The organism is Streptomyces cylindrosporus, from assembly GCF_022698165.1.
GTDB classification, from domain to species: Bacteria; Actinomycetota; Actinomycetes; order Streptomycetales; family Streptomycetaceae; genus Streptomyces; species Streptomyces cylindrosporus.
Map to the genome: position 1 here is coordinate 574,457 of NZ_JALDAY010000005.1, position 16,687 is coordinate 591,143.

The following is a 16,687-nucleotide window of genomic DNA, read 5'->3' on the forward strand; positions in this document are numbered from 1 at the left end:
CGCCACTCGCACCACTCACTCCACCCGCGCCACTGGCACCACTCACTCCACCCACGCCACTCACACCGCACCCCCTGCCACCGCCGCCGACTCCGCCGTACGCAACGGCAGCCACACCACGAACTCCGCCCCGCCCCCGTCCGCCTCCGCCACGGACAGCGTCCCCTCGTGGCGCTGCACCGCCTGCCGTACCAGGGCCAGGCCGAGCCCCCGCCCACCCGGCCCCGCCGGCTTCGTCGTGAAGCCCCGCTGGAAGACCAGGTCCGCGTGGGCCGGGTCGACACCGGCGCCCGTGTCCGCGACCCGCAGGAAGAGACCGTCCCCTTCGGCGTCCTCCTTCGCTTCGGCGTCCTCCTTCGCCTCCGCGTACGCCGTCACCGTCACCCGCGCCCCCACACTCCCCTGCGCCGCGTCCACCGCGTTGTCGATCAGGTTCCCGAGGATGGTGACCAGGTCACGGGCGGGGAGACTCTCGGGCAGCAGGCCGTCGTCCAGGCGGCTGTCCTCCGAGACCACCAGCTCCACACCCCGTTCGTTCGCCTGTGCGGTCTTGCCCAGGAGCAGGGCCGCGAGGACCGGCTCTCCCACCGCCGCCACCACCTGGTCGGTCAGCGCCTGGGCCAGCTCCAGTTCCGCCGTCGCGAAGTCCACCGCCTCCTCGGCCCGGCCCAGCTCGATCAGGGACACCACCGTGTGCAGGCGGTTCGCCGCCTCGTGCGCCTGCGAGCGCAGCGCCTGCGTGAACCCGCGCTCCGAGTCCAACTCGCCCATCAGGGACTGGAGTTCGGTGACATCCCGGAGCGTTACGACCGTCCCGCGCCGCTCTCCGCCCGACACCGGCGACGTGTTCACCACCAGCACCCGGTCCGCCGTCAGGTGCACCTCGTCCACCCGCGGCTCCGACGCCAGCAGCGCACCCGTCAGGGGGGCCGGGAGGCCTAGCTCCGCCACCGACTTCCCCACCACGTCACCCGTCAGACTCAGCAGCTCCCGGCCGCCGTCGTTGATCAGCGCCACCCGGTACTGCCCGTCCAGCATCAGCAGCCCCTCGCGCACCGCGTGCAGCGTGGCCTCGTGGTAGTCGTGCATGTGGCTGAGCTCGGCCGCGTTCATGCCGTGGGTGTGGCGGCGCAGGCGGGCGTTGATGACGTACGTGCCGATCGCCCCGAGGGCCAGCGCCCCGACCGCCACGCCGAGCAGGGCCGTCAGCTGGCCCCGCACCCGCTTGCTGATCGCCTCCACCTTGATGCCCGCGCTGACCATGCCGATGACGTGCTGGTGGGAGTCCTCGATCGGAGTCACCGCCCGGACCGACGCGCCGAGCGTGCCGGTGTACGTCTCCGTGAAGGTCTCGCCCTTCAGGGCCCGCTCGGTGTTGCCCAGGAAGTGCTTGCCTATCTGGTTCTTGTCGGGGTGGGTCCAGCGGATGCCCTTCGGGTTCATGATCGTGACGAAGTCGACGTCCGTGTCCGCCATCACGCGCAGCGCGTACGGCTGGAGTTCCGCCGTGGGGTTCGGCGTGTCGATCGCCGCGTGCACCGACGGCGCGTCCGCTACCGCGCGGGCCACCGCCGTCGCCTGGCGGCCCGCCGCCTCCTCGGCCTGGCGGCCGTCGGTGACGTACGTGAACAGTGCGTATCCAGCCACGAGCACCGCTATCAGCACGGCCTGCATGGCGAAGAGCTGGCCGGCCAGGCTGCGGGGTCTCGGGGCGGGGATGCGCATGGGTTCAGTGTGCCTCGCGCTTGGTCGGCACCGGTCTTTCCAATCACCACCGACCGACGGGCCAAGCGTGAACTAATTGGCCTCTTCCCGCTCCGAAGAGGGGGATGCTTCGACTCTGCGCCGCTGTCCGGCGCTCCTTCGAGGCTTTCCTGCTTCAGCACCGGCCGCCCGCCCGGAGGATCTCCGTTGAGGTCTTACGCCGGCTCCACAGGCCGACACCGCCAGCCCGGCGGCCAGAACGTTCTTCGCCGCGTTCTCGTCCCGGTCGTGGGTCGTGCCGCATGCGGCACAGGTCCATTCCCGGATGCTCAACGGCAGTTTCGCGACCAAGTGGCCGCAGGCCGAGCAGGTTCTGCTCGACGGGTACCAGCGGTCGATCGCGATCAGTTCGCGGCCGTGCCACTCGGCCTTGTACTCCAGCATGGAGCGAAGCTCAGCCCATGACGCGTCGGAGATCGCGCGACTGAGTCTGCGGTTCTTCAGCATGCTCCGGACGGCGAGGTCCTCGATCACGATCGTTTGGTTCTCACGAACGAGATGTGTGGACAGCTTGTGCAGGAAGTCCCGGCGTCGATCGGCGATCCGGGCGTGGATACGGGCGACGCGGATGCGGGCCTTGTCGCGATTCCTTGAGCCCTTCTCCTTGCGGGACAGCTCGTGTCGGGCACGAGCGAGCTTCGCCCGATCCTTCTTCTCGAACTTCGGATTGGTGACTTTTTCTCCGGTCGACAGGGTCACCAGAGCGGTGATACCTGCGTCGATGCCCACTGTGGATGCAGTGTTCGGGAGAGCCCGCACCGAAGCGTCCTCGCACAGCATCGATACGAACCAGCGACCCGCACTGTCCTGCGACACCGTTACCGTTGATGGGATCTGTCCCTCGGGGAGCGGCCTGGACCACACGATGTCCAGTGGCTCCCGCATCTTCGCCAGGGTCAGTCGACCGTCGCGATAGGTGAATGCCGAGCGAGTGTATTCGGCGCTGTCGCGGGACCTCTTGCGAGACTTGAATCGAGGATAGCCACAGCGCTTCTCGAAGAAGTTGACGAAGGCGCCCTGCAGGTGTCGCAGGGCTTGTTGCAGCGGGACCGACGAGACATCGGTCAGGTAGGCGTACTCCTCGGTCCTTTTCCACTCCGTCAGTAGCGCCGATGTTTGGACGTAGTTGATCCTGCGCCGCTCCGTGTACCAGGCCGTCGTGCGGGCCTGCAGGGCCAGGTTGTAGACCACCCGCACGCAGCCGAACGTACGCGTCAGCTCGGCTGCCTGGACGTCATTCGGATAGAAGCGGTACTTGAAGGCGCGCTTCACGGAGTGGGGCATGCTTAGAAGGTAACAGGTCAGTGTGTGAGCCGTTGAACTTAATGAACGGAAGGGTGACCGCCCTCACACGGCACGACATAGTCACCGCATCGAGGAATGAACGGGAGCTGTACACCTGGTTCCGGCCAGGGCTTCCCCTTCCGTCTCCTCCCTTCCCCGTCCCCATCCCCATCTCCATCCGGACGTGAGCCGCACGCCGGTGATGCCGACGAAGACGTCAAGGAGGGCAGCCGTGGCCGCCAGCACCCCCGATACGGCACCTGCCGCACCCGCTCGCAAGCGGGACCGCACCCATTACCTGTACATCGCCGTCATCGCCGCGGTGGCCCTCGGTATCGCCGTGGGGCTCATCTGGCCGGACGCCGGCGTGGAGCTCAAGCCGCTCGGTACCGGTTTCGTGAACCTGATCAAGATGATGATCTCGCCGATCATCTTCTGCACGATCGTGCTCGGCATCGGTTCGGTGCGCAAGGCCGCCAAGGTCGGCGCCGTGGGCGGTATCGCGCTCGGCTACTTCCTGGTGATGTCGCTGGTCGCGCTGACCATCGGTCTCGTCGTCGGCAACATCCTGCACCCGGGCGACGGGCTGCACATCACCAACGCGATCAAGGCCTCCGGCCACGACCAGGTGTCCGCCGACGCGCTGCCGCCCGTCGACTTCGTCCTGTCGATCATCCCGGTCACCTTCGTCTCCGCCTTCACCGAGGGCCAGATCCTGCAGACCCTCCTCATCGCGCTGCTCGCCGGCTTCGCGCTGCAGGCCATGGGCTCCGCCGGGCAGCCGATCCTGCGTGGTGTCGACCACATCCAGCGGCTCGTCTTCCGCATCCTGGGCATGGTGATGTGGGCCGCCCCGATCGGTGCCTTCGGCGCCATCGCCGCCGTGGTCGGTTCCGCCGGCCTCGACGCGCTGAAGAGCCTCGCGATCCTGATGCTCGGCTTCTACGTGACCTGTGTCCTCTTCGTCTTCGTCGTGCTCGGCGTGCTGCTGCGGACGGTCGCGGGGCTGAACATCTTCACGCTCTTCAAGTACCTGGCCCGCGAGTTCCTGCTGATCCTGTCCACCTCCTCCTCCGAGTCCGCGCTGCCGCGGCTCATCGCGAAGATGGAGCACCTGGGTGTCAGCAAGTCCGTCGTCGGCATCACCGTCCCGACCGGCTACTCCTTCAACCTCGACGGCACCATGATCTACATGACCATGGCGTCCCTCTACATCGCCGACGCCCTCGGTACGCCGATGTCGATCGGTGAGCAGATCCCCCTGCTGCTCTTCCTGCTCCTCGCCTCCAAGGGCGCGGCGGGCGTCAGCGGTGCCGGGCTCGCGACCCTGGCCGGTGGTCTGCAGTCGCACAAGCCCGCCCTTGTGGACGGCGTCGGCCTGATCGTCGGCATCGACCGCTTCATGAGCGAGGCCCGCGCCCTGACCAACTTCGCGGGCAACGCCGTCGCCACGGTGCTGGTCGGCACCTGGACCAAGGAGATCGACAAGGACCGCGTCCGGCAGGTCCTCGCGGGCGGCCTGCCCTTCGACGAGACGACCCTCCTCGACGAGGACGTACAGCCGCAGGCCGAGATCCCCGAGCAGGGCGGCGAGAAGGAACTCGCAAAGGCGTAACCCCCTGAACGCCCCCAACTCCGGGCGACTGAACACTCCCCCGTCGTCAGTCGCCCGGCCGAGAACGCCGAGCGGTCGGTCCCTCCCCCCGTGGACCCGACCGCTCGGCTTCGTCGTACATCACGCGCGCCTTCCCGGAGCCCGAGCCGGGCGTCGGCACCGTCACCGTGGTGAAGCTGCTGCCGCGCGAGCGGGGCGTCGTGACGGAAGAGTGAGGCCGAGGAGTGGAGCGGGTCGGTGCGGGAACTCGTGGGTGCGGCGGCGAACTGAAGGCCCCCGGCCGTCGTCTCACACCCCGATGCACTACCGTGCCGTGCCGGATCGACCGGTGCGGGACGGCCGCGCACACGTTGGGAGGCACGGGGGATGAAGATCGACTGGGACCGGCGGACCTGCGCCCGTAAGGGCCATGTCACCTATGCGCCGGACGAGGACGGCCTGCGCGCGCGGCTGCACGCGGAGACCGCGCTCGGCGGCGCCTGGCGCTGTCTGCGCTGCGGCGACTTCGTGCTCGGCGAGCCGCACGGCTCGGGACCGGCCGACCACGCGCCCCTCGTGCCGCGCGGCAAGGTGCTGCGGGATCTGTTCATCCTGCGCTTCCTGGCGATCGAGCGGGCCGTGCGCGGGGTGTTCATCGTGCTGGTGGCGCTGGCGGTGTGGAAGTTCAGCAACAGCCAGGACTCGGTGCGGCGGCTGTTCGACGAGTACCTCGACGTCTTCCGGCCCGTCTTCAAGCACTTCCACTACGACCTCGACCACTCGCCGGTCGTCGGCACCATCCAGAAGACCTTCGGCTACAAGCACTCCACGCTGATGCTGGTGGCCGTACTGCTCCTCGTCTACGCGCTGATCGAGCTCGTCGAGGCGGTCGGACTCTGGTACGCCAAGCGCTGGGCGGAGTATCTGACGGTGGTCGCCACCGCCGCCTTCCTGCCGCTGGAGATCTACGAACTCACCGAGCACGTCAGCTACTTGAAGATCGCCACCCTGCTCCTCAACATCCTCGCCGTGCTCTACATCGCCCTCGCCAAGCGGCTGTTCGGGCTGCGGGGCGGGCGCAAGGCGTTCGAGGAGGAACGGGAGAGCGCCTCCCTGATGGAGGTCGAGGAGAGCGCGGGGGTGCCGGCCGGGGCTGCCTAGGGCTGTCCAGGGCTGCCCTAGGCCCACGGGTCGGTGATCTCCCGCAGCGCCGTCAGCGCCTCCCGCAGCTGCTTCATCCGGCGCCTGCCGAGGTGCTCCTCCCACTCCTTCTCCACCTCGGCCACCACCCCGTCGGCGATCTCCTTCGCCGCCAGCGCCTTCTCCGCCAGGCACACGAGCCGGGCCCGTCTGTCGCTCGGGTCCGGCTCCCGGCGTACATAGCCGGCCTTCTCCAGCTGGTCGACCAGGAAGCCCGCGGTCTGCTTGGTGATCTGGGCCTGCTCGGCCAGCTCGGTCAGCCGTGTGCCGTCCGGCCCGACGCGCTGGAGCACCCGGGCCTGAGCAGGGGTGACGTCCTCGTGCCCGGACTCGGCGAGCACGGCGAAGATCCGGTTCTCCAGGGCCCGGTAGGGGAGGAACAGAAGCACGCCCGTGTTGAGCTCGCTCTCCGCCGCCATCGTTCCGCGCCCCCTCCGCCTGCCTTGACTTTGGTCAGATTCTCTGACTACTTTGGTCAGAGAAGCTTACCACTTGACCGTGGCGGTGATCCCATGGGTGCGGTGTTGGAGACGGGCGAGCTCTGGCGGATCGTCGACCGCGAGCGGGCGAGCCTGGCCGATCTGCTGGAGGGGCTGAGCCCCGAGGAGTGGGAGACGCCGACCGGGTGCGGGGACTGGCGGGTGCGGGACGTCGCCGCGCATCTGACCATCGGGGCGCGCTATCCGCTGACGGCCGTGCTGCGTGAGGCCGCCCGCGCCCGCGGGAACTTCGACCGGATGATCCACGACTCGGCGCTGCGGGAGGCGCGGCTGCCGGTGGCGGACATCGTCGCCAACCTCCGCTCCATCGTCGGCTCCCGGCGTACGGCGGTCATGACCACGCCCCGCGAATCGCTGCTCGACGTCCTCGTGCACGGCCAGGACATCGCCCTCGCCCTCGGCCGGACGCGCGAGGTGCCGCCGGAGGGCGCGCGTGACGCCGCCGACCGGGTGTGGACCATGCGGATCCCGCCCCGGCCCTGGCCGCTGCCCAGCTCCCGGCTGGTCGCCACCGACATCGACTGGTCGCGCGGCGCGGGCGAGGAGGTCCGCGGCCCGATCGCGGCCCTGCTCCTGCTGCTCACCGGGCGCCCGGAGGCGGCCCGGGTGTGGTTCGAGCGGGCCGGCGCCGAGCAGTGAGGCGCCCGTAGGCCACGGGGGCACGGGGGAGCGGGGGAGTAGAAGCGGCGGGCCTGATCCCGGGCCCGCCGCTTCTCGGGCCTCCGGCGGATCGGCCCGCGTTCGCGGCATGAGTCGCCGGACAGTCCCTAGCGCACCCACGGGCCGTATGGGGGCACTTGCCCCAAATGCTTTGACCCGTATGCCGGTCGGGCCCCAGGCTGGAGAGGCTCGGGGGACGCACGACCGAACACGCGGAGGCGTACATGGGGGAACCCGGCGACGTGGAGATTCTCAGCACGGACGAGTACGAGCGGAAGTACGGCGCGGACCGGGAGCCTTCCGGGCTTCCGCTGGAGCGGATCAACGAGCTGTTCTACGAGTTCCTGATGGCGGTCGCCCGCCCGAAGCGCGGTGACGTCGACGGCAGCCGTGATCTGGCGAAGCGGCTGCGCGAGCACCTGGGCTCGGCGCCCACGGACCGCCCGGTGGTCAAGGCCGCCTACGCGCCCTACGACCTGCCCAACGTCCATCTCGCCCTGGAGCGCTGGTTCGCCGCCGACGGCCGCAGCCACGAGCTGATCGGCATGCGCGGCGCCCAGCACCACGGCGAACTCACCCTCGGCGACATCATCGAGGCCGCCGACCGCTACGACCGCTTCGTCGTCGGCGCCGTCGACTACGCGCACATGCCGGTCTCCCCGGACGAGGAACTGGCCTGCGTCTCCTGCGGGTTCTACCTCGGCGCGGAGGGCGACGAGCGCTTCGCCGTACTGCTGCGTGGCCCGGCCGACGAGTACGGGCGCAACAAGGTGGAGCTCGAAGTCCTCGCCGCCGACAAGGAGTTCGGGGACCGGCTGCTCGCCGAGATCGACGCGCTGGTGCGGGAGCACAACGTCTTCCGGGGGCAGGTGCTCTCCTTCGAGGGCTCCCAGTTCGGGCACGGGCTGGGCCCGTTCCGCTTCCATCGCCGGCCCGGTCTGACCCGCGACGACATCGTGCTGCCCGCCGGGCTCCTCGACCGCGTGGAACGGCAGGTCGTCGGCGTTGCGCGGCGCCGTGAGCAGCTGCGCGCCGCCGGCCAGCACCTGCGCCGCGGTCTTCTCCTCTACGGCCCGCCCGGCACCGGCAAGACCCACACGATCCGCTATCTCCTCTCCCACCTCCCGCAGTTCACCGTCGTCATCCTCTCCGGCGAGAGCATCGACGCCATCGGCCCGGCCTGCGCGCTGGCCCGTATGCTCCAGCCCGCCCTGGTCGTCCTGGAGGACTGCGACCTGATCGCCGAGGCCCGCGACTACGGCAACGGCGAACAGCCCCTGCTCTTCCAGGTGCTGAACGAGATGGACGGCCTCGGCGACGACGCCGACGTGGCCTTCCTCCTCACCACCAATCGCGCCGACCTCCTCGAACCGGCCCTCGTCCAGCGCCCCGGCCGCGTCGACCTCGCCGTCGAGATCCCGCTCCCGGACGCGGAGGGCCGCGCCGCCCTGCTCGCCCTGTACGGCACGAACCTGGACCTCGGCGAGGACATCGCGCGGGAGGTGGTGACCCGCACCGAGGGCACGACGGCCTCCTTCACCAAGGAACTGGTCCGCCGGGCCGTGCTGATCGCGGCCGAGCGCGAGTCCGACCGCACCGAGGCGTCCGACCTCCGTGAGGCCCTCGACGAACTGCTGTCCGACCGCGACCGGCTGACGCGCAGGCTGCTCGGGGTGCGGGACGGGAACGAGGAGTGGCTGGAGGACGAGGACGACGAGGGCGACGAGGACGACGTCCACGGCGGGCCGCCCTCGGGGGAGTGGCTACTGGGGCCGCGCCCCGGCCGGGCGCCCCGCGCTCACTGAACCGCCGCGTCCAGCCGCGCCGGCTCACTGAACCGCCGCGTCCAGCCGCGCCGACTCCTCGGCGCCCAGCACGAGTTCCGCCGCGGCCGCCGAGTCCCGTACCGTCTCCGGCCGGCTCGCCCCCGGAATCGGTACGACGACCGGCGACCGCGCCAACAGCCAGGCCAGGGCGACCTGTTGGGGACTGACTCCGCGCTCGGCGGCCACGGCACGGAAGGCGCCGAGGCGCGCCTCGCCCGGCACCCGCGAGGGCCCGTCCAGGGAGCTGCGGGAGATGCCGCCGAGCGGGCTCCACGGCAGGAAAGCGAGGCCGAGCTCCGCGCACAGCCGCAGCTCGGCCTCGCTGTCCCGCACGGCCGGCGAGTACCGGTTCTGCACGGACACCAGCCGGTCGCCGAGGACGGCGCGGGCCGTGCGGATCCGGTCCACGTCGGTGTTGGAGACGCCGGCCAGCCGGACCTTGCCCTCGTCGACCAGCTCGCGCAGCGCGCCGACCGACTCCTCGAAGGGCACGGCGGGATCCGGCTTGTGCAGCTGGTAGAGGCCGATCGCCTCGACGCCGAGCCGCTTCAGGGACGCCTCGGCCGCCGACTTGAGGTGCCGCGGGCTCCCGTCGGTGCTCCAGCTGCCGTCGGCGGGTCTGCCGCGCCCGCCCTTCGTGGCGACCAGCACGTCGGACGTGTCGCCGCCGTAGGTCGCCAGGGCGCGGGCCAGCAGGCGTTCGTTGTGGCCGGGTTCGGCGCCGGGCAGATGGTAGGAGTCGGCCGTGTCCAGCAGCGTCACGCCCGCGTCGAGCGCCGCGTGGACGGTCGCGAGGGCGCGGGTCTCGTCCGGGCGGCCCTCGATGGACAGGGGCATCGCGCCCAGGCCGATCGCGCTCACCCGGAGACCGCCAAGTGTGCGGTACCGCATGTCAGTCGCCCTCCCCGAGCGTCTCGGCGACCGCGCGCGGCAGCCACTGCCGTACGTCGCCGAAGGCGAAACCGAGCCGTGCGGCGCGGGAGTTGTCCATGCCGTGGAAGCGGGTGAAGGAGAAGGGGGAGACCTCGCCGACCTCCACCGGCCGGAACACCGCCTTGCCCGCCGGGAGCCGGTCCGCGATCGCCTCGCACAGTTCCTCCGTGGTCAGCAGCCCGCGGGAGGCCGCGTTGACCGGGCCCGTGAAGTCCTCGCCGACCGCCCAGAACAGGAAGTCGGCGATCTCCTCGACGTGGATGTAGGTGGCGGGGTGGTTCGTCACCGGTACGGCGATCGGCTCGCCGGTGCGGATGCGGTCGGCGTAGTGGGCCAGCCGCCCGGTGAAGTCGTCGTCCCCGCCCAGGACATGGGCGACCCGGACCGCCGTGTACGGGAAGCCGGGGTCGGCCGCGAGGACGGCCTCCGCCTGGCGCTTGCCCTCGCCGTAGTGGGAGTCGAGGAACTCCGGGTCGTCCCAGGGGAGTTCCAGGTCGACCGGGACCGTGCGCGCGTCGACGTCCGCCTCCCGTACGAGCGCGATCGAGTCCTCGTACTCGTACACCTCGACCGTCGACGTCATCACATAGCGCCGGGTGCGGCCGGTGAACACCCGGCGGGCGACGGCCGCCTGGCGCGGGGTGTAGCAGACCTGGTCGACCACGGCGTCGAAGGTGCGTGAGCCGAGGGCCTCGGTGAGGGACCTCTCGTCGTCGCGGTCGGCGACAAGGTGGACGGCCCCGGCGGGCGGGGGTGACGAGCCGCGGTTCAGGACCGTCACCCGGTCTCCCGCGGCCAGCAGACGGGCGATGAGCCGCTTGCCGAAATAGCGGTTCCCGCCGATGACCAGGATCTCCCGGGCCTTTGCACCGTGTCGCTTCTCCATGACCATAATTCTCCCGGCGCATCCGTCCGTCCTGAAGGGGGAACCATGGGAGTCGAGGCCGTCACGCCGAAAGAAACACGGCATCTGCGGGCTACCGCCAACGAAACCGCGGTGGCCTTCGATGCGGTGGACCGGCAGATCCTGGAGCACCTCCAGACGGACGGCCGCATCAAGCTGAGCGAGCTGGGGCGCCGGGTGCGGCTCAGCCCGGCTGCGGTCACCGAGCGGGTGCGGCGGCTGGAGGGGGCGGGCGTGATCAGCGGGTACGGCGCCCAGGTCGTCCCGGGCCGGCTCGGCTACGGCATCCAGGCCTTCATCCGGGTCAGCCCGCACGGCGGCTACAGCCTGAAGCACCCCCGCACCCTGGAGCTGATCGCCCGTCCGGAGATCACCGAGGTGCACCACGTGGTCGGCGAGGACTGCTGGATTCTCAAGGTCGCCGTCCGTGACACGGTCCACCTGGAGGAGGTCCTCGAAGCGGTCTCCGCCCTCGGCCGCACGACGACCTCGATCGTGCTCACCTCACCGGTGGAGCGGAAACCGCTGTTGCCTTGACGTCGGCGTCAAGGCTTACGTTCGTACCCATGCGAATCGGCGAGCTGGCCGCACGGGCCGGGACCACGACCCGGACGCTGCGGTACTACGAGTCCCGCGGGCTGCTGCCCGCGCGGCGCGGCGGCAACGGACACCGGACCTACGACGAGAGCGACCTGAAGCTGCTCCGGCAGATCCGGACGCTCCAGGACTTCGGCTTCGACCTGGAGGAGACCCGGCCCTTCGTGGAGTGTCTGCGGGCCGGGCATCCCGAGGGCGACTCCTGCCCGGCCTCGGTCGCGGTCTACCGGCGCAAGCTGGCCGAGCTCGACGAGCTGATCGGCGAGCTGACGGCGGTGCGGGCCGAGATCAGCGTGCGGTTGTCGACCGTCGAGGAGCCACCACCGTTGTGCGAACTGGGAGGGCAGGAACTGTGATCAAGGCGGCCGGAGTTGCCGAGGTGACGGACGCGGATTTCGAGGCGGAGGTGATCGGGGCGGAGCTGCCGGTGCTGGTGGAATTCACCGCCGACTGGTGCCCGCCGTGCCGGCAGATGGGACCGGTGCTCACCGCGCTCGCGGCGGAGGAGGGGGAGCGGCTCAAGGTGGTCCAGCTGGACGTGGACACCAACCCGGAGACGACGAACGCGTACAAGGTGTTGTCGATGCCGACGTTCATGCTGTTCAGGGGCGGTGAGCCGGTCAGGGCGATGGTGGGGGCGCGGCCCAAGCGCCGGCTCCTGGAGGAGATCGCCGACGTGCTCTGAGCTCACGCAGTACAAAGGAAATCCCCCGGGCAATTGCGTCCGGGGGATTTCCTTGCGTATATTGAGTGATTCGCGACTTCAATCGGATTGAGTCGCAAAGAAGTTCACTGAAGGCATCATATCCGGGCGGGAGTCGAATTGTCAAACTCCGATTTTGAATTGCAGCGTGAGCAGCAATTCATCGACGCTCTGTACATGCGCGTGGACGCCCTGCGCGGGGACACCGAGGCGGGCGTCACGGACGCGCTGGCGCAGGGCAACACGCCCATGCAGGCCCGGCTGGAGCGGGACATCCTGGTCGCCGAGCGGTCCGGGCTGCTCACCGCGCTCAACGCCGTCGACGGCTCGCTCTGCTTCGGCCGCATCGACCTGACCTCGGGCGACACCCACCACATCGGCCGCATCGGACTGCGCACGGACGACGCCGAGCGCACCCCGATCCTGATCGACTGGCGCGCGGACGTCGCCCGCCCCTTCTACCTGGCCACCGGCCACACCCCGATGGGCCTGCGGCGGCGCCGGCACATCACCACCAGCGGCCGCACGGTGACCGCCCTGCACGACGAGATCCTCGACCTCGGCGACCGGGAGCGCACCGGCCACGAGGACCCGACCGGGGACGCGGTGCTGCTGGCCGCGCTGGACGCCGCCCGCACCGGGCGGATGCACGACATCGTGCAGACCATCCAGGCAGAGCAGGACGAGATCATCCGGGCCCCGCACCGCGGGGTGCTCGTCGTCGAGGGCGGCCCCGGGACCGGCAAGACCGCCGTCGCCCTGCACCGGGCCGCGTATCTCCTCTACGAGCACCGGGAACTGCTCGCCAAGCGAGCCGTCCTCATCGTCGGCCCCAACCCCGCCTTCCTCGGCTACATCGGCGAGGTGCTGCCCTCCCTCGGCGAGACCGGCGTGCTGCTCGCGACGGTCGGGGAGCTGTTCCCCGGGGTGCGGGCGACGGCGACCGACACCCGGGCGGCGGCCGCGGTGAAGGGCCGCGCCGACATGGCGGACGTCCTCGCCGACGTCGTACGCGACTGGCAGGCGCTGCCCGACCCGGTGATCGCGATCGAGCACGACCGGGAGATCCTGATGCTCGACGACGGTCTGGTGAAGGTGGCCAGGGAGAAGACCCGGGCCGCGCGGCTGCCGCACAACGTGGCCCGCGAGCACTTCGAGGGGCACATCCTCAACACGCTCACCGAGCTGTACGCCGAGCGCGTCGGCACCGACCCCTACGACGGCTCCAGCCTCCTCGACGAGAGCGACATCACGCAGATCCGCGACGAGATCGCCGAGAACCCCGAAGTGTGGGCCGCCATCGACCAGTTGTGGCCGCGGCTGACCCCGCAGCGCCTGGTCGCCGACTTCCTCGCCGACCCCGTCGGCCACCTCCCCGACGAGGACGCGGCCGCCATCCGCCGCCCGGTGACCCGGGCCTGGACCGTGTCGGACGTACCCCTGCTCGACGAGGCGGCCGAACTGCTCGGCGTGGACGAGCGGGTGGCGCGGGCGCTGGCCGAGCGGGAACGCGAGACGCAGGTGGCGTACGCGCAGGGCGTCCTGGACGTCTCCTACGCCTCCCGGACCTACGAGTTCGAGGACAAGGACGAGGAGGACTCGGAGGTCCTGTCCGCGCACGACATCATCGACGCCGAACGGTTCGCCGAGCGGCACGAGGAGGACGACCACCGCAGCGCCGCCGAACGCGCCGCGGCCGACCGCACCTGGGCGTTCGGGCACATCATCGTCGACGAGGCGCAGGAGCTGTCGCCGATGGCCTGGCGGCTGCTGATGCGCCGCAGCCCGACCCGCTCGATGACCCTGGTCGGCGACCCGGCCCAGACCGCGGAGGCGGCCGGCGTCGGATCGTGGGAGCGCATCCTGGAGCCGTACGTCCAGGACCGCTGGGAACACACCCGCCTCGGCGTCAACTACCGCACCCCCGCCGAGATCATGGAGCTCGCGGCGGCCGTCGTGCGCGCCGAGAACCCCGGCTTCGAACCGCCGAGCTCGGTCCGCTCGACCGGGGTACGGCCGTGGGTGCGCGCCACCGACGACCTGCCCGGCGCGGTGGCCGAGGCGGTGAAGGAGCTGACCCCCGCCGAGGGGCGGCTCGCGGTCATCGCCCCGCGCCATCTGCACCGCAGGCTCGCCGCGCGGCTGGACGGGGTGACGGCGGGCGCCGAACCCGACCTGACCCGGACCGTCGTACTCCTCGATCCCCGGCAGTCCAAGGGGCTGGAATTCGACTCCGTGCTCGTGGTCGAACCGGGGCTGTACGGGACGAGCGATCTGTACGTGGCACTGACCCGGGCCACCCAGCGGCTGGGGGTGCTGCACACCGGGCGGCTGCCGAAGGCACTGGTCACCACCTGAGCAACTGGTATCACCAAGCCGTAACAGTTCCCGCCTCGGTCACCGCTTGTGCACGCTTGGTGCGGTATGCGTGTGCGTTATGGAAGCCCATCCGTACCCGGCCGAGCCGGCCGACAGCCCCTGGCTGGAGTCGCTGCCCGTCCAGCCGCTGCTCACCTCGGAGTTCGACGCCGACCCGGGGGCGGTGTACGGGCGGCTGCGGCGGCAGTACGGGCCCGTCGCCCCCGTCGGGCTGATGGGCGTGCCCGTGTGGCTGGTTCTCGACTACCGCGAGGTGCTGGAGGTCCTGCGGAACGAGAGCCAGTGGCGGCGTGACATCCGCTACTGGCGGGCGCGGGCCGAGGGGCGGCTGCCGCACGACTGGCCGCTGCTCGCCGGGTACGAGGTGCGGCAGACGATGTTCATGGACGAGGAGGAGCACCGGGCGGCGCGCGGCACGCTGCACTCGGCCCTGCGGCCCTTCCAGGAGGCGCGCAGCCCGCAGGGGTGGGAGCTGCGGGCGGCGGTCGCGGGTTACGCCGACGAGCTCGTCGGCGTGCTCGCCGCGGAGTCGGGCACGGCCGGGTTCGCGGACCTGGGCGCGCAGTACACCAGACCGCTGCTGCTGATGGTGACGACCAAGCTGTTCGGCTGTCCGGTCGAGCTCGGCGACGAACTGGTCATGGACCTGTGGCGGATGCTCGACGGCGGCCCCGACGCCGGTCCGGCCACGGGGCGGGCCCTTGCGGCGATGACCCGGCTGGCCGCCCACCGGCGGGCCCGGCCGGGGGACGACCTCACCTCGTACATGCTGCTGACCGATCCGAAGCTGACCGACGAGCAGCTCGGGCGGGAGCTGTTCATGAACGCCGTCTACCTGAACGACATCACCGGCAACATGGTCATGAACACCCTGCTGGAGGTGTTGCGCGGCAACGCGACCGTGCGCAGGAGCCTGTCCGCGGGGCAGCTGGGGGAGACCGTCAACCGGGCGGCGCTGGCGAATCCGCCGGTCGCCAACATGTGCTTCCGGTTCGCGGCACGGGATGTGCGGCTCGGCAACTTCCGGGTGCGGGCCGGGGACGCGGTCTCGCCCTCGGCGGCCGCGGCGCACCAGGACCTGCTCGCGATCGGGGCCTCACCGATGGTCGGCTCGGCGGTCAGCACGCGGGCCCATTTGGGGTGGGGCGCGGGACCGCACCAATGTCCCAGTGCCGCGCGGGAGTTGGGCGGCCTGATCGTGGCCACGGCCGTCGGCCGGGTCTTCGAGCACTTCGGGCGGGCCGAACTGACCCTGCCGCCGGACCAGTTGCCGTGGCGGGCGGGACCGGTGGTGCGGGGGCTGAAGGTGCTGCCGGTGCGCTACGAACTGAGCGGGCCGCCACCGTCCGTCCCGCGCCCGCGGGAGGCGGCGGCACCCGAGGCCGCCACGGACACCAACGCGCGGGGGCTGCTGGCCGCCCTGCGCCGGCTCATGTTCGGCGGGAAGAAGGCCACGTGAGGGCTGCGCCGCCGGACGCGCCCGCTGCTCAGGGCGTCGCGGTGGCCGTCGGCGAATAGGTCGGGTGCAGGGACGGCGCCAGGGCCGGGAGCGGGCCGCACAGGGTGGTGGGGAAGGCGGGCTCCACGCGGTGCACGTCCGTGCAGCCCTCCGCCGAGCCGCGTGCGATCGGCTTCCAGCCCGACTTCTCGGCCCGGAAGAACCAGCGGTCGCCGAGGCGGGACGTGCAGGCCGGGTCCGCCGTGTCGTCGCCGCAGGCCGGGCCCGTGCGCCAGGAGAAGTCCAGGACCAGCCACTTGCCGTCGCAGTGCTCCGCGTCCCGGTACGTGTGCTCGGGGGCGTCGATCGCCTTCAGCGCCTGCTCATAGGAGTCGGGCGTGCAGCCCGTGGCCGGCGGGGTGCAGCCCAGCTCTCCGCACAGGCGCAGGGCGGGCAGTTCGGCGCCGTCGGTGGTGAAGACCGTGTGGTCGTCGATCACCAGCTGCCGTGTGCCCAGCGGTTCGGGCAGCCGCAGCCGGGCGGTGGCCGTCCGCTCCTTCGTGCAGCCGGAACGGCGGTCGCCGGACGGCGACTCGAAGGTGACCTGCACATGCACGGTGCCCGGCACGCTGCCGTACTCGGCGTCGGTGTCCCGGGCCTTGAAGTCGCGTACGCAGGGACGCTCGCCGCTGGGCACGTCGGCGTCGATGCTCACGGTGCGGCGGTCGGCGCCGAGCCGGGCGGCGGTGACCCGGGAGGGCTCGGCGAGGGTCCAGGGGACCGGGCCCGTCGCCGTCGCGGACACGTCCGCGCCCCGCCCCGCCACCTGCGTGCCGCACGCGCCCAGCAGCAGCACGGCGAGCGCGCACAGCACGGCGGCGATTCCTCTGCCGGATCGCAAGTGC

The 16,687-nt window shown here is 71.0% G+C and carries 15 protein-coding genes; 9 read left to right on the top strand and 6 right to left on the bottom strand.

Annotated elements, in window-relative coordinates:
- Positions 1 to 60: 60 nt before the first annotated feature.
- Both MQP27_RS18975 and MQP27_RS18980 read right to left on the bottom strand, forming a co-directional pair.
- Entirely contained in the window at positions 61 to 1,725 is a 1,665-nt protein-coding gene (locus tag MQP27_RS18975) for an ATP-binding protein (protein WP_242766372.1), read from the bottom strand.
- A gap of 72 nt (positions 1,726 to 1,797) precedes the next feature.
- Positions 1,798 to 3,048 carry an RNA-guided endonuclease InsQ/TnpB family protein gene (locus tag MQP27_RS18980; RefSeq protein WP_242766373.1) on the bottom strand — a complete coding sequence of 417 codons (1,251 nt, stop codon included), beginning with the start codon at positions 3,046 to 3,048 and terminating at the stop codon, positions 1,798 to 1,800.
- A 232-nt stretch (positions 3,049 to 3,280) separates the two neighbouring features.
- Here MQP27_RS18980 and MQP27_RS18985 point away from each other — a divergent pair, with 232 nt between their 5' ends.
- Together MQP27_RS18985 and MQP27_RS18990 are read left to right on the top strand one after the other, a co-directional pair.
- Positions 3,281 to 4,663, top strand: a complete 1,383-nt coding sequence (locus tag MQP27_RS18985) for a cation:dicarboxylate symporter family transporter (protein WP_242766374.1) — start codon at positions 3,281 to 3,283, stop codon at positions 4,661 to 4,663.
- 366 nt (positions 4,664 to 5,029) lie between these two features.
- Positions 5,030 to 5,803, top strand: coding sequence for a DUF2127 domain-containing protein (locus MQP27_RS18990; RefSeq protein ID WP_242766375.1), 774 nt, complete (start codon positions 5,030 to 5,032; stop codon positions 5,801 to 5,803).
- 17 nt (positions 5,804 to 5,820) lie between these two features.
- On the opposite strand, the gene MQP27_RS18995 is transcribed toward MQP27_RS18990, so the two are convergent.
- Positions 5,821 to 6,261 (bottom strand): MarR family winged helix-turn-helix transcriptional regulator, encoded by a 441-nt coding sequence (locus MQP27_RS18995; RefSeq protein WP_242766376.1) that lies wholly within the window; start codon positions 6,259 to 6,261, stop codon positions 5,821 to 5,823.
- Positions 6,262 to 6,354: 93 nt separating this feature from the next.
- Here MQP27_RS18995 and MQP27_RS19000 point away from each other — a divergent pair, with 93 nt between their 5' ends.
- Together MQP27_RS19000 and MQP27_RS19005 are read left to right on the top strand one after the other, a co-directional pair.
- Positions 6,355 to 6,981: a maleylpyruvate isomerase family mycothiol-dependent enzyme gene (locus MQP27_RS19000; protein ID WP_242766377.1), complete on the top strand. Its 627-nt coding sequence runs from the start codon at positions 6,355 to 6,357 to the stop codon at positions 6,979 to 6,981.
- A 245-nt stretch (positions 6,982 to 7,226) separates the two neighbouring features.
- Positions 7,227 to 8,807: an AAA family ATPase gene (locus MQP27_RS19005; RefSeq protein WP_242766378.1), complete on the top strand. Its 1,581-nt coding sequence runs from the start codon at positions 7,227 to 7,229 to the stop codon at positions 8,805 to 8,807.
- A gap of 24 nt (positions 8,808 to 8,831) precedes the next feature.
- Here the strand turns inward: MQP27_RS19005 and MQP27_RS19010 are convergent, their stop codons facing one another.
- Complete coding sequence (locus MQP27_RS19010; protein ID WP_242766379.1) at positions 8,832 to 9,719, bottom strand: aldo/keto reductase; 888 nt, start codon at positions 9,717 to 9,719, stop codon at positions 8,832 to 8,834.
- Between the two features lies 1 nt (position 9,720).
- Complete coding sequence (locus MQP27_RS19015) at positions 9,721 to 10,653, bottom strand: NAD-dependent epimerase/dehydratase family protein (protein WP_242766380.1); 933 nt, start codon at positions 10,651 to 10,653, stop codon at positions 9,721 to 9,723.
- A gap of 39 nt (positions 10,654 to 10,692) precedes the next feature.
- On the opposite strand from MQP27_RS19015, the gene MQP27_RS19020 reads away from it, so the two are divergent.
- The 5 genes from MQP27_RS19020 (at position 10,693) to MQP27_RS19040 (ending at position 15,803) form a co-directional block, all read left to right on the top strand.
- Complete coding sequence (locus MQP27_RS19020) at positions 10,693 to 11,202, top strand: Lrp/AsnC family transcriptional regulator (RefSeq protein ID WP_242766381.1); 510 nt, start codon at positions 10,693 to 10,695, stop codon at positions 11,200 to 11,202.
- A gap of 29 nt (positions 11,203 to 11,231) precedes the next feature.
- Positions 11,232 to 11,618 (top strand): MerR family transcriptional regulator, encoded by a 387-nt coding sequence (locus MQP27_RS19025; protein ID WP_242766382.1) that lies wholly within the window; start codon positions 11,232 to 11,234, stop codon positions 11,616 to 11,618.
- A complete protein-coding gene (locus MQP27_RS19030; protein WP_242766383.1) occupies positions 11,615 to 11,947 on the top strand; it encodes a thioredoxin family protein in 333 nt (110 codons plus the stop codon). Before MQP27_RS19025 ends, MQP27_RS19030 begins: the two co-directional genes overlap by 4 nt.
- Positions 11,948 to 12,142: 195 nt before the next feature.
- Entirely contained in the window at positions 12,143 to 14,323 is a 2,181-nt protein-coding gene (locus MQP27_RS19035; protein WP_242766384.1) for a HelD family protein, read from the top strand.
- Between the two features lie 79 nt (positions 14,324 to 14,402).
- A complete protein-coding gene (locus MQP27_RS19040; RefSeq protein ID WP_242766385.1) occupies positions 14,403 to 15,803 on the top strand; it encodes a cytochrome P450 family protein in 1,401 nt (466 codons plus the stop codon).
- A 28-nt stretch (positions 15,804 to 15,831) separates the two neighbouring features.
- On the opposite strand, the gene MQP27_RS19045 is transcribed toward MQP27_RS19040, so the two are convergent.
- Positions 15,832 to 16,683, bottom strand: coding sequence for a hypothetical protein (locus MQP27_RS19045; RefSeq protein ID WP_242766386.1), 852 nt, complete (start codon positions 16,681 to 16,683; stop codon positions 15,832 to 15,834).
- Positions 16,684 to 16,687: the final 4 nt, after the last annotated feature.

Bases quoted from the DNA above. Each gene is read 5' to 3' on its own strand.
- MQP27_RS18975 (WP_242766372.1), bottom strand. From the start codon at position 1,725: ATGCGCATCCCCGCCCCGAGACCCCGCAGCCTGGCCGGCCAGCTCTTC.
- MQP27_RS18980 (WP_242766373.1), bottom strand. From the start codon at position 3,048: ATGCCCCACTCCGTGAAGCGCGCCTTCAAGTACCGCTTCTATCCGAAT.
- MQP27_RS18990 (WP_242766375.1), top strand. From the start codon at position 5,030: ATGAAGATCGACTGGGACCGGCGGACCTGCGCCCGTAAGGGCCATGTC.
- MQP27_RS18995 (WP_242766376.1), bottom strand. From the start codon at position 6,261: ATGGCGGCGGAGAGCGAGCTCAACACGGGCGTGCTTCTGTTCCTCCCC.
- MQP27_RS19000 (WP_242766377.1), top strand. From the start codon at position 6,355: ATGGGTGCGGTGTTGGAGACGGGCGAGCTCTGGCGGATCGTCGACCGC.
- MQP27_RS19005 (WP_242766378.1), top strand. From the start codon at position 7,227: ATGGGGGAACCCGGCGACGTGGAGATTCTCAGCACGGACGAGTACGAG.
- MQP27_RS19010 (WP_242766379.1), bottom strand. From the start codon at position 9,719: ATGCGGTACCGCACACTTGGCGGTCTCCGGGTGAGCGCGATCGGCCTG.
- MQP27_RS19015 (WP_242766380.1), bottom strand. From the start codon at position 10,653: ATGGTCATGGAGAAGCGACACGGTGCAAAGGCCCGGGAGATCCTGGTC.
- MQP27_RS19020 (WP_242766381.1), top strand. From the start codon at position 10,693: ATGGGAGTCGAGGCCGTCACGCCGAAAGAAACACGGCATCTGCGGGCT.
- MQP27_RS19025 (WP_242766382.1), top strand. From the start codon at position 11,232: ATGCGAATCGGCGAGCTGGCCGCACGGGCCGGGACCACGACCCGGACG.
- MQP27_RS19035 (WP_242766384.1), top strand. From the start codon at position 12,143: ATGCGCGTGGACGCCCTGCGCGGGGACACCGAGGCGGGCGTCACGGAC.
- MQP27_RS19040 (WP_242766385.1), top strand. From the start codon at position 14,403: ATGGAAGCCCATCCGTACCCGGCCGAGCCGGCCGACAGCCCCTGGCTG.